Consider the following 20,857-nt stretch of genomic DNA (forward strand, 5'->3'; position numbering starts at 1 on the left):
AACGTTCTGCTTTCCCTCGGCTCCCCGGCCACGTGTACCCTTGCCTCGCTCGATTTCCTTACTGGCCACCGAAAAGTAACCCTCATCCAGTTCTATCATCCCTTCCAGTGTATACCTTGCATCCCGGTTGCCCATCGCCCTGCGGAGTTTGTGTACCATCGCCCATACCGGTTCGTAACGCTTCAATCCTAATTGCTTCTGGAGTTCGTTGGTGGAGAATCCCTTTTTTGTGCAACTCATCAGGAACATCGTTTTGTACCACACCAGAAACGGCAGCTTGGAGCTCTCCATGATCGTACCGCTGCGCAACGAGGTGCGGAAACGGCAACCTTTGCATTCATAACTCCATTTACCCTGTAACCAATAATGGGAAGTGCCCCCGCATCGCTTGCAGACAACCCCTTCCTTATCACGCTGCTCCTTGAAATGCAAACGACAATCTTCCTCCGAACCGAAATGAGCCGTAAAACTGAATATGTTCATAATCCCTGCTTTTTGAGCGCTAATATACTAAAAATATTAGGTGTGTTTGCGGAGAATCAGATAGATTTTTCAAAACACTCAAGTCCATACTCGCATTATGAAAAATTAATAAATTAGATGAAAGATATTTAGAAAGTTCGTCTTCCCATAATTCTTGAAAATTAAGGGAAAATTCTACATCTTCATATGAAATTCCGTGTATTGAAGTATGAGTTTTTAAAAACTTTTCTGATTTTGGTGGATTTATATAGTGTTTTGTCGAATAAACTATTGTGTCATTTTTCACGAAGCATAATCCGATTGCACAAGCACTTAATCTACTGTTATTTGCTGTCTCAAAGTCAATAGCAATAAAATCAAATTTATTTTCAAAGTACTCAGGGAATGTATGAGGATTTTTAAATTGATTGAATTTCAATTTTTGCAAAATCGCTTGTTCGTATTGAGGTTTTACTTTATAACCAACTTGTTTTGCTTTTTTTAGCCAAGGTTCAAGAATATAGTTTGGTGTATTTTCGATAAAATTATAGAATAGAAATTCATTGTTTGTTTCAGGATTTATTCCCGAAACTTCCATTTCAATTTGATTTTTTGGTTTAGGTTTAAAAAAGTTAAACATAGTTCATTTTGTATAATTCAGACGAGTTTTGGTGTAATATGGCATATAACGTTTGGCAAATTGGCGATGGAGCCGACTTTTAGCACAAATGTTGAATAGAATTACTAATCTTCAACATTGCACAAAAGTTCAATAGAAGTACTTCACCGGCTCTATTGCCAATTTGTTTGTTATGTGCCGTTTTATTCCATTTTATACATTTAACAATTGCTGAAACGTAAAGTCGGGTTTAAACATTTCAATTTCGTTTTGAGTTGATTCTTCTTGTGCTTCTTTGCCATAGATAAACATTTGCTGTTCATAATTTTTAACAGCCTCTTCAATGCTATTAAATTTTCCATCGGCTAGATTATCAGACAATATCAAGGCATCCACCAACCCACTATTTACTCCCTGCCCTGCAAAAGGCGGCATCAAATGTGCGGCATCCCCAATCATTGTTATGGGTAATGGGCGCTTGCTTTTCCAAGGCTTTTCTAAAGGAAATATCCGTGTAGCCAATCCTACAAATGACAACGTCGTATGAATCAATTCTTTGTAGCGTTCGTCCCAATCGGAAAATTCTTTCAGAAGAAAATCAACGACACTATTTCTGTTTTGAAAATCTACCTGCGTTTGGTTTTTCCATTCATCAGGTGTTTTAAAACTTATTCCAAAATGCAATGCACCATTATTATTGGGGTTAGCAAATAATAAATTACCTTGGTGAGATGCCATTAGCCGGTTTCCATTGCATAGCTGAAAAAATCCAGGACAGTTTATCTCTGGTTGATGAATATCGGCTTGTATATTGAAAGTACCTGTTTCTTCAACTTCCGTGTCGGTAACAAATTTTCTTACCTTGGACATCCCGCCATTGGCAAGAATAACCAAATCTGCTGTTTCACTCGGTTTATTCTCAAAAGTTAGTGTCCACTTCTTCTTACCAGGTTCAAGCATAACAAGTTTTCTATCCCAAATAACCGTGTCGTTTTCTAAACTATTCAACAAGATAGCCCTTAAGTCATTTCTGTTTATTTCAGGATTGTCAAATCGATTTTCGGGCTTTACATTTTTTGTGGATAAAATATTGCCTTTTTTATCAGCAATATTTACACCCATTGGTAAGGCTAAGTCATAATAAGTTTGTAACAATCCCGCTTTTTTCATTGCTTCCTGACCTGAACCTTTGTGTAGGTCAAGGGTTCCACCAAAAATTCTTGCCTCTCGGTCGTTGTCTCTTTCGTAAACTGAAACGTCTATGCCGTTTTGCTGTAATAATTTTGCCATAGTCAGTCCAACGGGTCCACCACCAATTATTGCAACGTTCTTATCACTAAGTAAATTCATTTGTTTGTCTGTATCTATTCGCATTGTCATTCAAAAATGGCCCATAACGGGAAACGCATTGGCGAAGTGGCGGATAAATTGGACGAAAAGTTCAATTTAGCAGTGACGTAGCCGATGTGTTTCCACAGAAGCTAAATTATTAAAAAAAGCTGAATGTGGAACACATTCGGCGGAATAAAATGCAGAAACTTTCAATTTAGCACTTAACCTGCCATTTTGCCAATGCGATGTTATGTGAAGGAATTTTTAGTATCTTTGTATTCAAATAATTCACATTTTATGTATTTCAGCAAGCCTTGGTAATTAAAAATTAAAGTAAATTATTAAATCGTCTTTTTGAGACGGTTGCTATTTGGTACGTTAATTTTTAATTTAAAATAAGGTAATAATGAAAAATATAAAACCCTTAACTTTTCCGTTTAATTCGGAAAATAATACATCCATAAAACAAAGTCTTTTTCGATTTCGAGAATATTTTGATTCTTCTACAATTGTTGGTTTAGGCGAAAACTCACATTTCATAAAAGAGTTTTTTACATTCAGGCATCAAGTTATTGAGTTTTTAGTAACTGAATGTGATTTTGACACCTTGGCATTTGAGTTTGGTTTTTCTGAAGGATTAGAAGTTGATAAGTGGATAAAATCACAAATTCCATTCGACGATTTGGATAAGTTACTGTCACACTTTTATTATCCAAATGAGTTTAAAGATACTTTGCTATGGCTTCGTCGGTATAATCAAGACAATAATAATCAAATTACCTTTTTAGGTGTGGATATTCCTAAAAATGGAGGTTCTTATTTTCCAAACTTTCGTATTGTATCTGATTATTTGCAAAGACTTTCAATCGTTTCTTCTGATGTCTTACAGAAGATTTTAAATCTTGCTGAGAAATTTGATTTCTATTCGACTTCTCAGCTTGCGTTAAATTTATCGCTTTTTGATGAAGCTGAACATAATGAATTAAAAGCATTGCTATTAAAAGTTTACATTCGTTTGGTCACTCTTCAACCAAAACTGGAAAGTTTAGAGTTTCAATCGATACTTCATCAAGTTAAAGGCTTGATTTATATGAATTATAATGCTGATGCTATGGAAAGCTTCATTACTGAAAAGGGAATTGAGGGAGATATGGGAGCAAAAGACCAGTATATGGCAGAAAGTATTGATTGGTTTTTGAAAAATTCACTTGGTAAAAAGATTATTTTAGTTGCCCACAATGCTCACATTCAAAAAACTCCGGTCGATTTTGACGGATTTATTAGTTGTTATCCAATGGGGCAAAGACTTTCGATGACTTTTGGAGAAAAATACAAAGCATTTGCAATAACTAATCTACGTGGAGAAACTGCCGCATTGTATCCTGATAATGATTATCAATTTGGTTTTAGGGTTGATAAATTTCCACTTGATTCTCCAGAGTCGGATTCTGTTGAATTTTTTATGCAGGAATTATCAGGAAAAGAATGCTGTTTAATAATCAATAAAAGTAAGGAATTAAAAAATTGTAGTAAGATTCGTTTTGATTCTATATATCTAAAAACTGAAATAGTAGATTCTTTTGATGGGATTTTCCTAATAGAAAAATCAACTGTTTCAGAAATAGTGGATTGAGAATAATGTAAATTTGATTTCGAAACGGTACTTTCTTTTTTGGAGGTGCCGTTTTATTCTTTCACATAACGGGAAACGCATTGGCGAAGTGGCGGATAAATTGAACCGAAAGTTCAATTTAGCAGTGACGTAGCCGATGTGTTTCCACAGAAGCTAAATTATTAAAAAAAAGCTGAATGTGGGACACATTCGGCGGAATAAAAAGCACAAAAGTTGAATTTTGAACTTAACCCGCCATTTTGCCAATGCGATGTTATGTGTAGTTTTTTAGTATCTTTGTCAGATGAAATTATCAGATTAGCAAATTTACTTTACGCAACGTATAGGAAGAGAATAGTTTAGTATTATTCTTCGTTTCCTTATTGTCTCTTATTGTAAATTAAATATGTTAAATAATGAAAAATTACTTCGAAAGTCCTTTTAAAGGAAAAATAATCAAAGACCACATAACTAATCCCAATATAATTTCGGGTAAATATTCTTATTATTCTGGTTATTATCACGGTCATTCATTTGACGATTGTGCTCGTTATCTGTTTCCGGACAGGAATGATGTCGATAAACTAATTATCGGTTCTTATTGTTCAATAGGGAGCGGTGCAAGTTTCATAATGGCAGGTAATCAAGGTCATAAATATGATTGGATTTCCAGTTTTCCATTTTTTTATATGTCTGAATTTGATGTTTTCAGTAAAAGCCAAGATGGATTTCAAAAAGCAGGAGATACAGTTGTTGGGAATGATGTTTGGATTGGTAGTGAAGCTATGATAATGCCAGGAGTTCAGATAGGAGATGGAGCTGTTATTGGCAGTCGTGCTTTGGTTACAAAAGATGTTGAACCTTATTCAATTGTAGGGGGAAATCCAGCCAAATTGATAAAAAAGAGATTTAGTGATGATGACATCCAAAAATTGCAGGAAATGAAATGGTGGGAATGGGATGAAGAAACCCTTTTTGAAGCAATGCCAATTCTTTGTTCAAATAAAATCGATTTGTTGTACAAGTTTTTTAGAAAAATGAAATGATAAAAAGAAGGTTCCGAAATTCGGAGCCTTTTTGTTTTAACTGCGTTTGCGGCTAAAATTACACATAACTTATTTATTGATACGGCTTTTCTGTACAAAACAGCATAATACTTGATGTTTTTGTGCAGGTTTGTTTCTTTATTTGATCAAATATAACGAAAGTAGGTAGACAATGATTTCTTATTTCTCATCAAGTAATCACGTTACCTCCAATACCTTTTCACTTCAAACGCATAGGCATTTTTCTCATCCACTGCTTGGGTTGCTACCGTTTCAACATTCCAAGCGACAGCTTCGAATTTCGGGAAGAAGGTATCTGCACCAAATTCGCCCTGCACATGGGTAATAAACATCTCTTGAACACAATCAAGCGCTAAAGCTTCTCGGTAAATTTGTCCGCCTCCAATTATGAAAACGGTTCGTTCCACTTCATTTTTATAATGATCCAAACAGGATTCCAAGGAAGAAAAAACAACTGCTCCAGGAGCATGATATTCGGTATTGCGTGTTAAGACCGCATTCTCGCGGTTGGGCAACGGCCGAAAACGTTCCGGAATGGAATCGTAGTTTTTTCTACCTGTAACCACAATATGTCCCGTGGTTGTTTCTTTGAAAAATTTCATATCTGCAGGCAAATGCCACATCAAATCATTGTTCTTTCCAATACCGAATTGCTGATCAACAGCAACAATCAATGCTACTTTCATGGAAGTACTTTGTAAATTGTAGGTGAAATGAACACCATGCGGGGATTTGGAATTACTGCATCGTGAACCTGTGTTCCCCTGGCCTCTTCTTCCGTGAGAAAATAACCAATTACCCAATGATAGGTTCCATCCGGAGCCACCACCTTGTGGATCGTTGGGGTGAATTTTTTTGAGAAATTAATTGGATTGCGAAGTATCCCTTCTGAATACTCTTGGGCATAATACCCTGACAAAAGCAATTTGTAATGAGTCACAACCGTGGAATCAGCATCTACCTTATATTCAACAGATCCTTTCGAATGACTTTGAAAAAGTGCTCTTGAATCGGTGTAAAACAAGTTGCTTTTGGTTTGTACCTCAGGGGTGAAAAAATCCGGACGATGGATGCCATAATCAAACTCCGGTAGAATATAAAATGGTTTCACTGCAGCTTCTTGACGCGGATAAACCCAAGTGAAGGTATGTGTCACGTGTTCAATGTTGACTGCCTCGCTACTTTTTACCAAATCAGCCCGCAAAATCATACCGCCATCCTTGTAACGATCCCGCTGATTGGACACGAAATTACCCAGTGACCAAGCTGTTAGCCGCTGTTTCCCGTTAACTTCTTTCAATTCAACAGGCTGTAAAACATGAGGATGACCACCTATGACCATATCTGCGCCTTGGTCATAACAAAACTTTTCCCATTTTTTCTGATAACTGTTGGGCAAGCTTTGGTATTCAGTTCCCCAATGCATGGTACAAATGATCGCATCTGGTTTCAAGTCGCGTGCTTTTTTAAAATCAGCCAACATCATTGCGCTATCAATATAGTTGATGATCAATGGTGCAGCAACCGACAACCCGTTGGTTCCTTCACTTTGATGGCTATCCAGTACCCTGGCCTTGAAATAACGCACATGCTTCTCCTTTTTGCCCGTTTCGATATCTTCCAACGGGGTGCTTTCGGCCATCACCGCAACGTTCTGCTTTCCCTCGGCTCCCCGGCCACGTGTACCCTTGCCTCGCTCGATTTCCTTACTGGCCACCGAAAAGTAACCCTCATCCAGTTCTATCATCCCTTCCAGTGTATACCTTGCATCCCGGTTGCCCATCGCCCTGCGGAGTTTGTGTACCATCGCCCATACCGGTTCGTAACGCTTCAATCCTAATTGCTTCTGGAGTTCGTTGGTGGAGAATCCCTTTTTTGTGCAACTCATCAGGAACATCGTTTTGTACCACACCAGAAACGGCAGCTTGGAGCTCTCCATGTTCGTACCGCTGCGCAACGAGGTGCGGAAACGGCAACCTTTGCATTCATAACTCCATTTACCCTGTAACCAATAATGGGAAGTGCCCCCGCATCGCTTGCAGACAACCCCTTCCTTATCACGCTGCTCCTTGAAATGCAAACGACAATCTTCCTCCGAACCGAAATGAGCCGTAAAACTGAATATGTTCATAATCCCTGCTTTTTGAGCGCTAATATACTAAAAATATTAGGTGTGTTTGCGGAGAATCAGAATTTTTTAATTATTTAACACAAACATAAAAATATTTTTCATTGTAAAGAAAAAATTACATTTTTTCTTTACAATGCTTATAAATTAAAGGCTAGGATTAGAAATAAAATTTTTTAGAGAAAACGCTAGCAATGTTGTAAAAAAATTAAAAAAATGTATTGCAACAGAGAGGCATAAAGAAACTTTAGATTTTTTAATTAGCAAGTTACTTTCAAATTAAGATGCCGCATTTGACAAGGATTTTAGAAAAACCATTTTAACGTTTATTGAGTCGAAGTATTTTAGAAAAAAACATAATGCTTAAGCAACTTAATTTATGACGTCGTGTTATCCTTCATTAATGACTTTCTTTTTCTGACTTTTAAAGAATTGAAGGTGCTAGATGTTAAATCTCAAAAATAGTGGAGGGCAGATGGATACAAGTGCAATTTCAGAAAATGAAGGTTTCGTTAGGTTGAATACAGTTTTAACTCTCTTTCCAGTAAGCAAGTCTACGTGGTGGAATGGTTGTAAAAGTGGAAAGTTCCCCAAGCCATATAAATTAGCCCCTAACATTACGGGTTGGAAGATTAGCGAAATAAAGGCGATGCTAATGAGCATTGAAAAAAGAAGATAGATTAGGAAGAAACGGGCTAGGATTTACTAGCCCGTTTCTTTTTATGCTAGCTGTTTATCTATGAAATCAGACCAATCTTGCATCATTAAAGTTCTCTGTGGAAGGAACTTTGCCCTGTCATAAGCTTTATCGATACTGTTTTTAGGCACATGAGCCAATTGCCTATCAATCACTTCGTGACGGTAATCAAAGTTTTCCTTTATACAGCTCATAGCTAAAGACCTAAATCCATGACCAGTCATTTTATATTTGTAACCAAGATTATCTAACGCTTTTAAAATCGTGTTATCGCTAAGAGGTTGTTTAGGAAAATGCACGCTAGGCAGGATGTAGTTTTGATGTCCGTAATGCTCTTTCATCTCCAAAAGGATTGCCAAAGTTTGCTTTGAAAGTGGTACTAAATGAGTTTTCTTCATTTTCATTCTTTCAGCAGGAATTGTCCAAATTTTATTGTCAAAATCAAATTCATCCCAAGTTGCATTTAATAGTTCCTTTGTTCTTACAAAGGTCAACAAGATTAATTTTAAGGCATATCTGGTTTGTCTGAAAAACCTTGCATCCCCCATGTAGATGTCTTTAACAAGCTTTTTAATATCCTTTGTTTCAATAGATGCGTAATGCCCCGAATTATGCTTGATAAGCGCACCTTTTAAGTCGGGGGTAATATCTCTTGTGCAACGTGAAGTTTGCACTCCATAACGCATAATTTGTCCAATAAGGCGCAATACCCTTTTTGTTAAATCGTAGGCTTTACGTTCTTCAATTTTTTCTAGGCAATTTAAGATGTCTGCTATCGTAACATCTGATATTGGCTTTTTACCAAAACAGGGAAATACATTCGCATTTAACCTATTGAGTATTTCTTTCGCATAATTTGGATTCCATGTCGGCAGGTATCTATTGTGCCATTGTTCAGCCACTAACTGGAATGTTTGGGCATTCTTATAACGGGCAAGGCTACGTTTCTCTTCTTGTTCAATTAGCGGATCGATGCCACGAATAATCTTTGCCTTTATGCTGTCTCTGTATTCCCGAGCTTCGACAAGGCTAACAATAGGATAATTCCCATACGTAATCGTTCGTTCCGAGTCTTGGAAGCGATATTTTATACGCCATATCTTGTTACCAGTGGGACGGACTTCAAGAAATAGCCCCCCTGTATCAGGCATTTTGTAATATTTGTCTTTTGATTGGGCTTGGCGGCAGGCTAAGTCGGAAAGAGCCATAGGTTTATTCCTTTTTAGTAGGAATCTTAACCTTTGGGGAAACGGTTAATTTCGGGGGAGTTTCGTTTCCCCAAAATATCCCCAAAATCGTTAGATTCGGTTGGACGAGGTTGTCCAAGAACATACACGGAATAGGGAAATAACCTTTAATTTCAATTGTTTCATTAATGACAAATAATGTCGATTAAAAAAAACTGGCGGACAGGAAGTCAGACTAACTTTCTCCACATCCAATTGAAAATAAACATATAAATTATTTTCCTAAAATCCGTTTCCCCTATCTATCCTTGGTGAAATTTAGACAGAGCAATACGTTATTAGACATTTAATATTATGCTTAACAAGTTCGAATCCGTCAATAACTTAGTCGGCAATACTTTAAGCTCTTTAGAATTTATCTCTTGCGATTCTTTTTATATTCTTTGTCAAAAGCTTTCATTATTTCCAAAGCTTTTGGAATCCAAGTCAGAACCTCAACGTTTTTGTTGTCATGAGTATAATCAGATATCATAGGTTCAATATCGCAATATATATTATAATTGAAATTTAGCATAAGCTCTTTGTTGGTAACCCAAGGCAGAATTGCTAAAATAGAGCCTCCAAACTGTCTTATCAACGAAAGTTCTCTATCAACGAATATTTGGCTTTTAATTGGCAAACCAAAAAGTAATTGAATTTCCTTTGAAATCTCATAGGCAATTAATCTAGAACTCTTATATTTTAAATAATCTTTGAGAAAAATTTCCCCGACCTTATAACAAAGGATTGATAAGAAAAGTCTAAAGAAATAATTTGGCTTTAGCAATATCGTTTCTAAATTTTCAATTGGTGTTGCGAAAGAAGTCTTTTTAACAATAGATAGAGCTTCCTGTATAAGCTTTAATGTTTTCTTATCACCTGATTGTTCAATATCAAAATAAGCATATGCCTCATCGTTAACATTTATGATACACCTATCGTAACAATATTCTGGATAGCTAAAAATTGCATTTGTATTGCAACTGACAAAATAGGTCTGTTTGTTTTTTTCATGTTCTTTGTCTAAACTTTTGAGAGAGCGCATAAATCTTGCAACAACTTCCGAATATCCAATCAATAACAAAACAGTTTTAAGATTAGATGCTTCCCTTTTCTTTAGTATATTATGAATATGCGAGAGATTTTTATCGTAATTTTTTAAAGTAATATCGGTAGAAATGAAAATTATTTTTTTTTTAGAAAATTCCTCTTGCATTCTTTCATCATCAAAACTTTGAAAGTAATTTTTAATAAGAATATCTTTATAAATAGTACCTATTTCGGGTGAAATCGAAAAATTCAAATACTTCACTAATTTGGTTTTGTAATGTTGATGTGTCGAATTAAAAACCTCGGAAGAATTAATAATATTAAAATAGAACCTTCCAGAATAAGAAAGAATAGACAGCAGCCCTAATCCACATGGCAGAGTGCCAATGTGAAATAATTGATAATTCATATTATTTATTTAAGGTAAGATTCGCTATTGTAGATTTACATCTTTCACACTCGTCAATATGGTTTTCCCACTTTGAAAGTGTCTCTTTATCGAGTGAATTCTTGTTAACTGCAAAAGAGACTAACACGCTTGGTTCGGGATGATTTTCTCCTTCTTTTACCAATGCTTCATGAGCACGTAATAAATCACCCATTTTCACTTTCCTCTTCAAATCGTTAGCATTCATAATTCATCAATGTTAGAGATTATATAAGTTCCTGTAAAGTAAATTAAAATTATCAAATTTTAATACCATACATGGTAAGAATTAATACTTTAAGATTGCTAGCAAATTAAATCATTCCAATAATTTGAACGTTCAAATTATTGCTAAAAAATTTATTAGAGACTAACTTAATAAGCCAATTGCTCTATTATTATGAAAGATAATTAAGTTAACTGGCTATAACTAAGAAAATGACATTATTGCTCATTAATGTAAACTGATTTTGGTTGACTCACATAGTGTATTTACCGTATTAAACCCCTCCACCGAACTCTCGGATGGAGTATATTCTAAAAATCAAAATAAATAAGTATGGAGTAGTAATGACAAGCAAAGTCACAAAAGACGATGACCGACTGCTATGCAGAAAAGAAGCGGCAAAATATCTTGGAGGGTTTTCGCCTGATACATTAGCAGTCTGGGATTGTACAAAACGATACCAGTTAAATCCTATTAAAATCGGTCGTACTGTTCGCTACAGGCGTTCTGACCTAGATAAATTTGCACTCTCACAAACTGTGAAGACCATCAAAGAACAGGCTACCAATAAGCCTCGTTGTGACGTTGACAAGTTAGCACAACAGTAACAAACCCACTTCGACTAGCCTCGAGGCATTTGCCTCAATTCCTAAAAATTGAAATCTATTGGAGACGCTATGAATATTGAAAAAGCGAAGTGCATTCCCATGTCCGAAATTCTGGATATTCTAAATTATAAACCTCATAAAAGTGATACAAAAGATAGTTGGTACTTATCCCCTCTTAGGGGAGAAAAGACACCAAGCTTCCATGTAAATCATGCAAAAAATGTCTGGTATGACTTCGGTTCTGGTGAGGGAGGCGATAGCATTGGTTTCGTAACAGCCTATCTTAAGGCGACCAATGAAGCGGATACCATCGCAGATGCTCTACGTTGGCTAAAAAATATGTTAGGCGACAGACACGCATCTCAGAAGCCTGTTACATTTTCCGAACTGACCCCAGAAGAAAGCAAGTTGGAACTTAAGAGCGTCAACAATGTCACTTTTTTTGGTCTAAATAATTATCTTGTGAGCAGGGGCATTTCTTTAACCGTTGCCCACAAGTATCTGAAAGAGGTTCGGGTAATTAATAAGGCAACCCAAAAGGAAATAATTGCTTTGGGCTTAAAGAACGAGGAAAAGGGCTATGAAATAAGAAACTCGTTTTTCAAAGGTTGTGTAGGAAAAAAGGAAATCTCTTTTATTCGTGGCAATACACCAAAGCCTAAAGGCATCAACATCTTTGAGGGAATGTTCGATTTTTTAACGGTAGTCACAAAACTAAATGGTAAGCCTATTGAGAATGACAACATTATTCTTAATTCAACAAGCCTCATTGAACGAGCATATCCCTACATCAAAGGCTATGGCTATCAGGTTATTTATTCTTGGATGGATAACGATAAAGCTGGCGAACTTGCTGAGCAGCGTATCGAAGAAATCTGTAAGTCCGAAGAAAATCTAACCCACCGATCGATGCGACACCTCTATCCATCGTATAATGATGTAAACGCATATCATATGCGAAAACCAACTCCATAGATAAATAATACTGAATTGTGGCGGCAAGGTTTAGCTGCAGTTACGCCCATACAATGTGTATCGGTTTCAACATTCAATCATTACCGAACACATTCCCGTCACAACAGTAATTTTCGCCACCCATTCTGGGTTTCCCCGCCCAGCCAAAATTAAAGTTGGTTTGGTCATTTGCCGTTCGGCTTTTTATTTCATGTTACCACTACACCATCTATGAGGTCTAAAAATGAAAAAACCTAATGCCCCAAAAACAGATATCCACAAAGAAATTACCGATATTATTATCGCTCAATTAGAAAAGGGAACAGTGCCTTGGCATCAACCTTGGAAAGATAGAAAAGATGGTTTGCTAAAGCTTCCTCTTAATTCCGTTACCGGAAATAGATACAGGGGGATTAATATTCTTATGCTTTGGTGTTCGGCAATCACACAAGAATTTACGACCAATGAATGGGGCAGTTATCAGCAATGGCTTTCTAAGGGTGAACAGGTCAAGAAAGGCGAAAAAGGCACTCGAATTGTATATTACGATGTAATCAAAAAGGAAAAAGAGGATGGTGAAATCGATGTAATCCCATTTGTAAAGCCGACAACGGTATTCAATAAACAGCAATTGGAGAGCTATATTGCACCTGTAGAAGAAGAACTTCCAGCCGAGCCATTATTTGATAATGATGACGCTATTGAAAAATTTGTAGACAATACAGGGATAGAATTTGTATTTCACCATAAAGGGGCATTTTACCACCGCACAGACGATAAAATTTACATGCCCGTAAAGGAGCGTTTCATAGATACACCTAACTGTACAGCGAAAGAGGGCTTTCATGCCACTAGGTTTCACGAAATAGTTCATGCAACAGGTGCGCCACAGCGATTAAATCGCATCAAAGGCAAGAAATTCGGAGATAAAGAGTATGCTTACGAGGAATTGGTTGCCGAATTAGGTTCTGCTTTCCTTTGTAGCAAATTTGACTTGGTAAAAGCTGAAATGCCAAATCATGCAAGCTATATAGCTAGTTGGCTTGAAGCACTTAAAGACAACAAGACTTTTATTTTCAGTGCATCGAGTGAAGCTAGTAAAGCTGTTAATTACTTAGAAGAATTACAGCTCTAAACGAAACGCCCTAGATTTCTCTAGGGCGTTTCGTTTTTGTCGTTTAAACACCGACTTCTTTAAAGGATATAATTATAATATCAGAATCTTCAAGCCCATTAGCTTGAATGTATCTTTCCTCTATAATGACTATTTCCCGAACTACATACTTTGATATAAGTTTGTCTAGTTGAATAAGGTTTGTGCCTTTTAATTCAAAAATGCCAGACGTAAATGAGAGTTGCAGAGCATCTTCTTCTGAAAAATATCTATGTGTAATTAAATTGTGATAGTAAAACGTCTGTCTGTCATCATTTAGTGAAGTAAATGTAAGGCTTCTAACGGTGGCATCGGTATCGTAAGTGTAAATGACGTTCTCCTTTTTATTCGGATTAGTAAGCTCCTCATTCATTTCTTTGATTGAAATTCGTTTATCTCTCTGGTTCATATCCTAATGGATTTATATTGTCCTTGTTGATACTCTGGCTACTCGATGGATAATCCTTCGATTGTTCTTGTTTAATCCTGTTAATCTGTATTCCTTGTTGGTCTTGCTTATTTAACAGTTCCATTGCGGAGCGTCTTTCATTAAGCATAGAGGCATATTCCAATAACGCCTCTTTGTCGTCCGTATAGATATTCGTAGCTTCTCTGCCTCGTGATACTGATACATACATTTGTTTGGCGTCTGTTGCAGGAAAAGTGGAAGAGGGCTGTGAAATAAATACTTCATCAACCGTTTTTCCTTGTGAAGCATAAGAGGTAATGCAATGAGCATGGGCGATATGTCCAAAATCTTTATTCACGGTATAGACATTGCCACTAATCTCATTCCTCATTATCAAAAGGTTTTTATTCTTTACTGATAGCACCTGTAAAGATTGCCCATTGTTTAGTCGTTTATTTTCATTGTCGTAACATATTTTGGTAATTCTTACCTTGTCTCCTTTGGAAAGTGATAATTCGGATTGTTCAAATACCTCATAATATTTAGTCATATCATGAGGTAGAGGCATTTTTATGCCATGATTATTTGAGATAAGAATGTTTCCTTCGTTGACCTCATCAATTTTCCATTGACTGCCCTTTTTAATGTTTCTTAAATTCTGGTTGAATTGAATGTACTGCCCAGGATTATAGTTTCTGTAATCTGATTTTTCAGCTTCAGTGAAATTAGCATTAGTAAGCTTTCTAGCCTTAACTTCCGTTTTGCCTAGTAATCCATTCTCTCTTAATTTTTTTCGTATGTCGTTGGTAACCGATTCGCCTTGTGCATGTGTAGGAGAGATTACTATAGCACTCTTTCCTTTTTTAACGGCTGTTACATAGTCATTGACTAATTCGGAATTTGGATTTTTAGGCTCAACCGTTTTGATTGCGCCCATGTCGTTCAGTTTAACAAAAGCTGTACCAATATCGCCTTTGGATAGGCTTTCCACAGCGGATTTATAAACCTCATTTTTCTGTCGGTAAATTCTGTTTACTTCTGAAACTCTAATGTTGCCAACAGTGTTTAAGATACGCAGCGCATCACCCCTTACAACAGAAGCGTGCTGTTTTGTATCACCGCCAAAAATAATTTTAGAGTTATTCTTTTTGGCGATTCTGATTAAGTTTAAAGTGTCCTGTGTACCCAATAGACCTGCTTCGTCAACCCATATTACTTGCTCTATGGCTTTGTCTTGTAGATTTTTATTTAGTAGAAAAGAAGCTACAGTTTCAGCATTCTTAAATCCTTCATTCACTAAAACACCTCTTGATGCTTCGGCGGTGGGGGCTAAAACAAACATTTCTTTATTAAGACTTTTGATGTGTCTATCGGTTTCCTTTAGCAATGTGGTTTTGCCAGAGCCTGCCGCACCTTTTACAATAGATACTAAATTTCTATTGGTAAGAACATCTCTGACAGCCTCGTATTGTTGCCCTGTTAAATTGATTTGAGGGGCTTCATAATACAATGGCTTATGTTTCCCTAATCCTTGACGGGCAAGTTTGACCATCTCTTGCTCTTCAACAAGAACTGCTTTCGTTGTGCTTACTGAACGCCCATGTTCATTGATACGAATTAGCCTTTGGTCTTTGTAGAATTCATCCGTAATTCTATCAAGAGCAAGATTGTTATCACCAATGCCGTGACGATATGCTTTTTCAAGCAAACGCCTATCATCCATTACAGATGCTCTTTCAAAAGTGTGTTGAATTGAAAAATCTATACACTTTGAAGCAGGGATAGCATTGATAATTTTGTCTTTGCTGAAACGCAAGTCTTCACTTTCGTTTGTCTTATTCTCTCCAATTTCAGCAATTTGCCTTTTCCAATCAGCCTTTAAATCAGCCATAGAAAGACCATTTTGTTTTTTTGAGCGAGTTCTCGCTCCCAACTCACTTAGCTCTTCAGCATTTGTAATACCCTTTTCAGAAGCAATACGACCAATCTCGTCAGTACGCTTTGAAAAGTGTTTAATTACATTTTCAGGAACGCCAGCCAATTCAAAAGATTTGTCTGTACGCCTTACATTATACCCAAGGTCTATTAGTTTGTCAGATAGTCGTTTATGAAACCTACTTTGATAATAGGGCATATCTCTATTGATATCTCGAAATTGAGCTGCCTTAAATTTGTTTTCAACTTTATCATACGTAACATTGAATACGTAGCAATGAGAATGTAGGTGCGGATCTGGCGTGTGTCCGTCAACTGGACGGGCAGTATGATGTGTGAAATCAGCCCATATTAATTCGTTCGTTTTTCTGTTTTCGTTTTTGCCACCCATGCGAACCCTTGTCATCGCATCGGCTTCTATTTCACGCATTGTTTCTTGAACACTCGCCTCAAATGCTTTCTGTATTTCATCATCTTTTGATAAAACATGAATGATTGATACGGATTTAGGACAATGAAAATTAATATCGTACCCCACGGTTCTATCTTGTTTAGAACGTGGGGTAAGCTGTTGCCCTGTAACAGGGTTAATGTTGTCGGCCAGTGAATAGAAAACTTCTTTTATATTCTCATTTGACAGACCAAGACGGGAAGCAAGCTTGCCGTTGATATTGCCGTTTTGCTCTTGCCCATCTATGTAATAGTCTGCTCTAGAAAGAGCATCCGAGAAATAGTCTTTTGCATGAGCTGACGATGTGCTTTGTATCATTCTTATCATGACAAAGACTTTAGATTATAAACTTGTCAATCTTGTAGTAATTCCAATTTCGTTAATGTCAAATAATGGACTTTGTAAATTGGAACTTGTGTGCGAAATGTTAGCACCGCTAAGAAAAATGATTTCACTAACTGTTTTGTTAATACCTCGTTTTTCCAGTTTAAGTATCAGACTTCTTCCCTTAGCGGTGCTAACGATGCTTTACTGTGCTATGTCATCATCATCTGACAGTGATGCTTTATAAATTTTTTCCCTGTCATCTTTACTATTTGGTTTAGCTCCACGATATTCAAATCCACTGTCTGAATTGTTTTTATCGTTAACAAAAGCATCATGAAAGCTTTCTGCTGCAAGTCGTTTATCATTAATATTCAAAACCCATTCGTCGGAATCTCTATAAGCGAATAAAAAGCTTATGCAGTAAATTATACTGCAAATAATCAATACTCCACCAAGTATAGATTTCAGTAAAACACATATAATTCCAATTATTAGAAATATTGCAGGTTCAACAAAAACCTCACGATATCGAATATCAATTGGTTTACCATTAAATTTTAAATTTGCTAACCATGGGTCTGGTGTACCTATCGATAAACTGAATTTTGAAGTGTCCATTACTCCCCATGGTAATTTGATTTCTCTATATCTCTTGATTGAAAACAGGAGAAACAAAACTATAAATGCATAAAATAACTTGTGTTCCATGATAGTATCCCCAAAACTCATATTGTAGCTTCCATAGCCTCCAAACATCCTGCTAAAAAGCATTGGAAACAGTGCAAGAATTACTGCGATAGTTATTACTGATGCCAAGCTGAAATAACGAACTCCAAATTTTCCTTTAATAAATACTTCTAATGTTAATCTTGGATAAGAGGCTAACCCTTGAAAGAAAGCGTAAAAGAAGTCTTTTATAAGGTTTCTGCGTTCAAAAACGGTGCGATAATAAGATTTAGTTTGCATGTGGTTGAGGTTTTAATTTAATTGGTCTAACTGTTTGAAATTAACGAGGCTATAATTATCATAGAATTCTGATTTTTCATCATTTTTGAATAGTGGCGTTCCTTGTATCTGGATGATTGCGGATACAATATTGTTATTAGTTCCCCCACCATTTTTCAAACCGACAAATTCATTCGGTTGGTAAATGTCTTGCAGTTCTTCACTATCATTTGTGCTAAAATTTATATTGCCTTGCTCGCCACCAATAGTACTGCCGTCACTAGTCTTTTTATAATAGGCTTTGCCAATTATTGAAGAAGAATAGTTGTTTGTATCTTGGTCAGAGTTTGCATGGAAGATTTTAGTGCCTAACGTTCCAATAAAACTTTTTACCTTAAACTCACCGTTATTACCTCCCATTGAACCATAATAGTTTGGGATATTCTGGGTTAGATATACCGTAGCAATTCTGCTGCCTCTTGCTGTAGCTTGAAAATCAGCATCATGTTCATGTATAAAATTTTGAGCTTCATCTGCAAATAGAAAAACAGGGATATTATTCTCTTTTACATTCCTCTTTTCCATTCTTCGTTGCCAGATGTATTTGAACATAATTTGACAGTCTCTGCCAACCTTGTGATATACTTTAGTTGGAAAATTTATAATTATTATTTTCCCTTTTAAACAGTCATCTGGCGTAACATTTGATTTTTCTTTATAGAAAGCTGAGAAGACGGGGTCACGTTTCAACCTAAATATAAAGCCTATTAATGAAAAATCTATCAATGACCGAGTTCGTTCATTTAGATTCTTTAAGCTATCAAAAAAATATTGATGTAACTCTTTTAATAATCGACTTTCTGGAACTTCATTCAGATACAGCTCTTCATATTCTTCTTCTTTTAGTGAATGTAATTTTCCAACATCAACAGTTTTGTACCAATCGAAAACTTTTTTCTTTACATTTTGATGTGCAAGATTATATGCATTTTCAAACGCACTAGGGGGTGCTTTTTCTAAGCTGCTTAGCTTTTCATCATTAGCTTTTGGTAGTGTTTCTGCGATTGAATATAGGAAATTGATATTGACGCTTCCATAAGCTAGTTTGGACAAGTCAATTAGGTTGTACATGAGCATATCAATTGCATTTTCCCAAAAAGCATCTTCGCTTTTGCCAGAATCTTTTTGCTTTGATGCATTGATGACCGTTTTTAAGACGTCAACAATGTTATCTGTAATTGATTTGTTTGTTTCGCTATTGGTTGACTCGTACTCTAAGCAATTGAATTTATATTTTCCATTGGGCTCGATTACAATAATGTCACCTAGTCTGTTAGCTCTTCGTGCGTAGTCTAACCAGTTTTCAACTTCATCATGTTTTACAGTGAGGACAAGACCGCCAAAACCTTTTTCAAGGTATTTCATTGCAATTTTTGCACCCGAGCCACTTGTTTTACCCGAGCCTATGCCGCCGAAGATTTGAACGCCTTCAAAAGCATGTCGATAAGTCCAAGGTTTAGAGTTTTTTTTAAATTCGATGAGAGTATCATCTAATTGATAATTGTGCATGGAGAGATGTTTAATTTAGTAAAGCGTGATTACTCTAAATTACACATTGCCAATTCTTAAAGAGAATATTTTGTAAAAATAATTTAGATTTTTTTCTGTCTAATACAGGACACTACATACTTTGCTATTCTTTAAAGTATGATTTCGCCTTTGGAAAATCGCTCCATAACTTCATGAGCAAAAAAAGGCATGGATTTGGCTTCATCTAGTCCATAAGTTAATAAGAGTTCTCGGTATTTGATTATAGTTATCGCTTGCATGTCGTAGCTAGTGATTTGATTTCTTAAATATCCTTTGAGGTTTTCAGTACAATATTTTCTTTGTCCTAGCTCAACTACAAGAGAACAATTTAGTTCGGGGGTATACCCTAGAATTTTCTTCAATCTGTCTTTGACAACATCCTTAAATTCTGGGTAATGAGTTTCGTACATATCAAAATATTTTTGTTCGTATTCGTAATTATGTTCGATGATTTCATAGTTTCTCATGTTTGTTAAACATGGCGTAATTTCATTCATAAATGTATCATAATCAATCATCTTATATTTGTATCGATGAAGAGCCGCTTTAAGAAAAGCGTCATATCTTACCGTATATTTTTTTGGTGGTAGATATCCCAAGACCAAACGAATTAAATCGTCTTTGCCTTCGTCCCATTCTGGATAAACATGAAGGTCGGCACTTAAAGCATCCCAATTAATTACCTTGTGCCGTCTCAGGCTAGACTCTTTCTCCATTGCTTCTGAATTGCCATCGTATATGTCTTCTAGTACTCGATTTTTACATTCTAAATATTCTTGATAATCTTTATCCATACTTAAATAATCCGAGTTGTTTATTGTAGTATTAGCTTTGTTTTGAGTATATTAGCATAATTAGATGCTCTAATCAACTGATTTTATGGAGAAAAAATATTCTGGGTTTCCGAATGGGTATGAACATTTGGAGACGGTGTTTCAGCCACTGCGTGCGCAGGTAGATGATTTAATCAAGCAAATTGAAAATATGCCACCTGATAAGGGCTATAGACCAGAACTTAAGTTTGAAGGTGCACCTTTCTCACAAGAGAAAAGCAGGTTTTATAAAATAGCTGAACTAGAAGATAAAAAAGATAAATTGCAGCAATCCATGATGAAAATAGCGGAGGATGCTTCGTCTAATGCAGAGCCTGCTATCAGAAGAGAGGTTTTAGATAAGGCAGACCGTATTGTTTATTCTGAAAAGTATGCTGAATTTTCAAAAGAAGAATTCTCACCTAATACAAAAAAGGACGTTGGTAAGTCTCAGGATTTTTCCAGATGGCAGGTATTTGAAGCTAAGTACTTGGTTCGTGATGAACCTGAAACAGCAAACCAAGCTCCTGCAAGTTTGAAAGAAAGTATAGAAGCATTTGCAAATAAAACAGAGCCAAAGACAGCTTTAAAAGAAAATACAAAAGAACCAGAAGTTACAAAAGAGCAGCAGTTTGTAGACAATAAAGATAATGGAGCAATGTTTGAGAAAAAAATGGACGAGTTTTTCCATCAAACATCATATGATTATGCAGTAAATAGGAATGATATTTTATCTACGCCAGAAATTAGAGGAGGTGATAGAGATAGAGATAGAGATGTAAAGCAAGATATTGACCCAGATTTTTATAGATAATCTTCTTGAATAG

Annotated in this window: 19 protein-coding genes and 1 pseudogene; 7 read left to right on the forward strand and 13 right to left on the reverse strand. The window is 36.1% G+C overall.

Annotated elements, in window-relative coordinates:
- The 3 genes and pseudogenes from AC23ME_RS19485 to tet(X) form a co-directional block, all read right to left on the reverse strand.
- Positions 1 to 483, reverse strand: a pseudogene (locus AC23ME_RS19485) (IS1595-like element ISBbi1 family transposase); the annotation flags it as partial.
- A gap of 19 nt (positions 484 to 502) precedes the next feature.
- Positions 503 to 1,102: an exonuclease domain-containing protein gene (locus AC23ME_RS19490; RefSeq protein ID WP_050427871.1), complete on the reverse strand. Its 600-nt coding sequence runs from the start codon at positions 1,100 to 1,102 to the stop codon at positions 503 to 505.
- Between the two features lie 192 nt (positions 1,103 to 1,294).
- The gene (gene tet(X) / locus AC23ME_RS19495; RefSeq protein ID WP_005783159.1) at positions 1,295 to 2,461 is read right to left on the reverse strand and encodes a tetracycline-inactivating monooxygenase Tet(X); all 1,167 of its coding nucleotides are present in this window, start codon (positions 2,459 to 2,461) and stop codon (positions 1,295 to 1,297) included.
- Positions 2,462 to 2,819: 358 nt separating this feature from the next.
- On the opposite strand from tet(X), the gene ere(D) reads away from it, so the two are divergent.
- On the forward strand, positions 2,820 to 4,046 hold the full coding sequence (gene ere(D) / locus AC23ME_RS19500) for an EreD family erythromycin esterase (RefSeq protein WP_015345560.1): 1,227 nt from the start codon (positions 2,820 to 2,822) through the stop codon (positions 4,044 to 4,046).
- Positions 4,047 to 4,441: 395 nt separating this feature from the next.
- Positions 4,442 to 5,071 carry a type B chloramphenicol O-acetyltransferase gene (gene catB / locus AC23ME_RS19505; RefSeq protein WP_010256763.1) on the forward strand — a complete coding sequence of 210 codons (630 nt, stop codon included), beginning with the start codon at positions 4,442 to 4,444 and terminating at the stop codon, positions 5,069 to 5,071.
- A gap of 203 nt (positions 5,072 to 5,274) precedes the next feature.
- Here catB and AC23ME_RS19510 read toward each other — a convergent pair whose 3' ends face one another.
- Both AC23ME_RS19510 and AC23ME_RS19515 read right to left on the reverse strand, forming a co-directional pair.
- Positions 5,275 to 5,778 (reverse strand): trimethoprim-resistant dihydrofolate reductase DfrA49, encoded by a 504-nt coding sequence (locus AC23ME_RS19510; protein WP_038694170.1) that lies wholly within the window; start codon positions 5,776 to 5,778, stop codon positions 5,275 to 5,277.
- Positions 5,775 to 7,223, reverse strand: coding sequence for an IS1595 family transposase (locus tag AC23ME_RS19515; protein WP_228455817.1), 1,449 nt, complete (start codon positions 7,221 to 7,223; stop codon positions 5,775 to 5,777). The genes AC23ME_RS19510 and AC23ME_RS19515 overlap by 4 nt, the downstream gene beginning before the upstream one ends.
- A 472-nt stretch (positions 7,224 to 7,695) precedes the next feature.
- Between AC23ME_RS19515 and AC23ME_RS19520 the strand changes: the two genes are divergently transcribed.
- Positions 7,696 to 7,899, forward strand: a complete 204-nt coding sequence (locus tag AC23ME_RS19520) for a helix-turn-helix transcriptional regulator (protein WP_487729423.1) — start codon at positions 7,696 to 7,698, stop codon at positions 7,897 to 7,899.
- Positions 7,900 to 7,940: 41 nt separating this feature from the next.
- Here the strand turns inward: AC23ME_RS19520 and AC23ME_RS19525 are convergent, their stop codons facing one another.
- The 3 genes from AC23ME_RS19525 to AC23ME_RS19535 all read right to left on the reverse strand — a co-directional run bounded on the left by AC23ME_RS19525 (position 7,941) and on the right by AC23ME_RS19535 (position 10,828).
- Entirely contained in the window at positions 7,941 to 9,125 is a 1,185-nt protein-coding gene (locus AC23ME_RS19525; RefSeq protein WP_487729424.1) for a tyrosine-type recombinase/integrase, read from the reverse strand.
- 394 nt (positions 9,126 to 9,519) lie between these two features.
- A complete protein-coding gene (locus AC23ME_RS19530; protein ID WP_487729425.1) occupies positions 9,520 to 10,602 on the reverse strand; it encodes a hypothetical protein in 1,083 nt (360 codons plus the stop codon).
- Between the two features lies 1 nt (position 10,603).
- Positions 10,604 to 10,828, reverse strand: coding sequence for a hypothetical protein (locus AC23ME_RS19535; RefSeq protein ID WP_487729426.1), 225 nt, complete (start codon positions 10,826 to 10,828; stop codon positions 10,604 to 10,606).
- Positions 10,829 to 11,145: 317 nt separating this feature from the next.
- Here AC23ME_RS19535 and AC23ME_RS19540 point away from each other — a divergent pair, with 317 nt between their 5' ends.
- The 3 genes from AC23ME_RS19540 (at position 11,146) to AC23ME_RS19550 (ending at position 13,543) form a co-directional block, all read left to right on the forward strand.
- Positions 11,146 to 11,454, forward strand: a complete 309-nt coding sequence (locus AC23ME_RS19540; RefSeq protein ID WP_487729427.1) for a helix-turn-helix domain-containing protein — start codon at positions 11,146 to 11,148, stop codon at positions 11,452 to 11,454.
- A 48-nt stretch (positions 11,455 to 11,502) separates the two neighbouring features.
- Complete coding sequence (locus tag AC23ME_RS19545) at positions 11,503 to 12,429, forward strand: toprim domain-containing protein (protein ID WP_487729428.1); 927 nt, start codon at positions 11,503 to 11,505, stop codon at positions 12,427 to 12,429.
- Positions 12,430 to 12,652: 223 nt separating this feature from the next.
- Complete coding sequence (locus AC23ME_RS19550) at positions 12,653 to 13,543, forward strand: ArdC family protein (protein WP_487729429.1); 891 nt, start codon at positions 12,653 to 12,655, stop codon at positions 13,541 to 13,543.
- A gap of 43 nt (positions 13,544 to 13,586) precedes the next feature.
- On the opposite strand, the gene AC23ME_RS19555 is transcribed toward AC23ME_RS19550, so the two are convergent.
- From AC23ME_RS19555 to AC23ME_RS19575, 5 genes are all read right to left on the reverse strand, one after another.
- Positions 13,587 to 13,970, reverse strand: a complete 384-nt coding sequence (locus tag AC23ME_RS19555) for a hypothetical protein (RefSeq protein ID WP_487729430.1) — start codon at positions 13,968 to 13,970, stop codon at positions 13,587 to 13,589.
- Positions 13,954 to 16,683 (reverse strand): MobF family relaxase, encoded by a 2,730-nt coding sequence (gene mobF, locus AC23ME_RS19560; RefSeq protein ID WP_487729431.1) that lies wholly within the window; start codon positions 16,681 to 16,683, stop codon positions 13,954 to 13,956. Before mobF ends, AC23ME_RS19555 begins: the two co-directional genes overlap by 17 nt.
- Before the next feature lie 201 nt (positions 16,684 to 16,884).
- Complete coding sequence (locus AC23ME_RS19565) at positions 16,885 to 17,649, reverse strand: hypothetical protein (RefSeq protein ID WP_487729432.1); 765 nt, start codon at positions 17,647 to 17,649, stop codon at positions 16,885 to 16,887.
- Positions 17,650 to 17,661: 12 nt separating this feature from the next.
- Positions 17,662 to 19,197 (reverse strand): type IV secretory system conjugative DNA transfer family protein, encoded by a 1,536-nt coding sequence (locus AC23ME_RS19570; protein WP_487729433.1) that lies wholly within the window; start codon positions 19,195 to 19,197, stop codon positions 17,662 to 17,664.
- A 131-nt stretch (positions 19,198 to 19,328) separates the two neighbouring features.
- Positions 19,329 to 20,012 carry a hypothetical protein gene (locus AC23ME_RS19575; RefSeq protein WP_487729434.1) on the reverse strand — a complete coding sequence of 228 codons (684 nt, stop codon included), beginning with the start codon at positions 20,010 to 20,012 and terminating at the stop codon, positions 19,329 to 19,331.
- An 85-nt stretch (positions 20,013 to 20,097) separates the two neighbouring features.
- Here AC23ME_RS19575 and AC23ME_RS19580 point away from each other — a divergent pair, with 85 nt between their 5' ends.
- Complete coding sequence (locus AC23ME_RS19580; RefSeq protein WP_487729435.1) at positions 20,098 to 20,844, forward strand: hypothetical protein; 747 nt, start codon at positions 20,098 to 20,100, stop codon at positions 20,842 to 20,844.
- The last annotated feature ends 13 nt before the right edge of the window (positions 20,845 to 20,857 follow it).

Source organism: Pedobacter sp. T50_32 (assembly GCF_057652195.1).

Bases quoted from the DNA above. Each gene is read 5' to 3' on its own strand.
- AC23ME_RS19490 (WP_050427871.1), bottom strand. From the start codon at position 1,102: ATGTTTAACTTTTTTAAACCTAAACCAAAAAATCAAATTGAAATGGAA.
- catB (WP_010256763.1), top strand. From the start codon at position 4,442: ATGAAAAATTACTTCGAAAGTCCTTTTAAAGGAAAAATAATCAAAGAC.
- AC23ME_RS19510 (WP_038694170.1), bottom strand. From the start codon at position 5,778: ATGAAAGTAGCATTGATTGTTGCTGTTGATCAGCAATTCGGTATTGGA.
- AC23ME_RS19515 (WP_228455817.1), bottom strand. From the start codon at position 7,223: ATGAACATATTCAGTTTTACGGCTCATTTCGGTTCGGAGGAAGATTGT.
- AC23ME_RS19520 (WP_487729423.1), top strand. From the start codon at position 7,696: ATGGATACAAGTGCAATTTCAGAAAATGAAGGTTTCGTTAGGTTGAAT.
- AC23ME_RS19525 (WP_487729424.1), bottom strand. From the start codon at position 9,125: ATGGCTCTTTCCGACTTAGCCTGCCGCCAAGCCCAATCAAAAGACAAA.
- AC23ME_RS19530 (WP_487729425.1), bottom strand. From the start codon at position 10,602: ATGAATTATCAATTATTTCACATTGGCACTCTGCCATGTGGATTAGGG.
- AC23ME_RS19535 (WP_487729426.1), bottom strand. From the start codon at position 10,828: ATGAATGCTAACGATTTGAAGAGGAAAGTGAAAATGGGTGATTTATTA.
- AC23ME_RS19540 (WP_487729427.1), top strand. From the start codon at position 11,146: ATGGAGTATATTCTAAAAATCAAAATAAATAAGTATGGAGTAGTAATG.
- AC23ME_RS19550 (WP_487729429.1), top strand. From the start codon at position 12,653: ATGAAAAAACCTAATGCCCCAAAAACAGATATCCACAAAGAAATTACC.
- AC23ME_RS19555 (WP_487729430.1), bottom strand. From the start codon at position 13,970: ATGAACCAGAGAGATAAACGAATTTCAATCAAAGAAATGAATGAGGAG.
- mobF (WP_487729431.1), bottom strand. From the start codon at position 16,683: ATGATAAGAATGATACAAAGCACATCGTCAGCTCATGCAAAAGACTAT.
- AC23ME_RS19565 (WP_487729432.1), bottom strand. From the start codon at position 17,649: ATGCAAACTAAATCTTATTATCGCACCGTTTTTGAACGCAGAAACCTT.
- AC23ME_RS19570 (WP_487729433.1), bottom strand. From the start codon at position 19,197: ATGCACAATTATCAATTAGATGATACTCTCATCGAATTTAAAAAAAAC.
- AC23ME_RS19575 (WP_487729434.1), bottom strand. From the start codon at position 20,012: ATGGATAAAGATTATCAAGAATATTTAGAATGTAAAAATCGAGTACTA.
- AC23ME_RS19580 (WP_487729435.1), top strand. From the start codon at position 20,098: ATGGAGAAAAAATATTCTGGGTTTCCGAATGGGTATGAACATTTGGAG.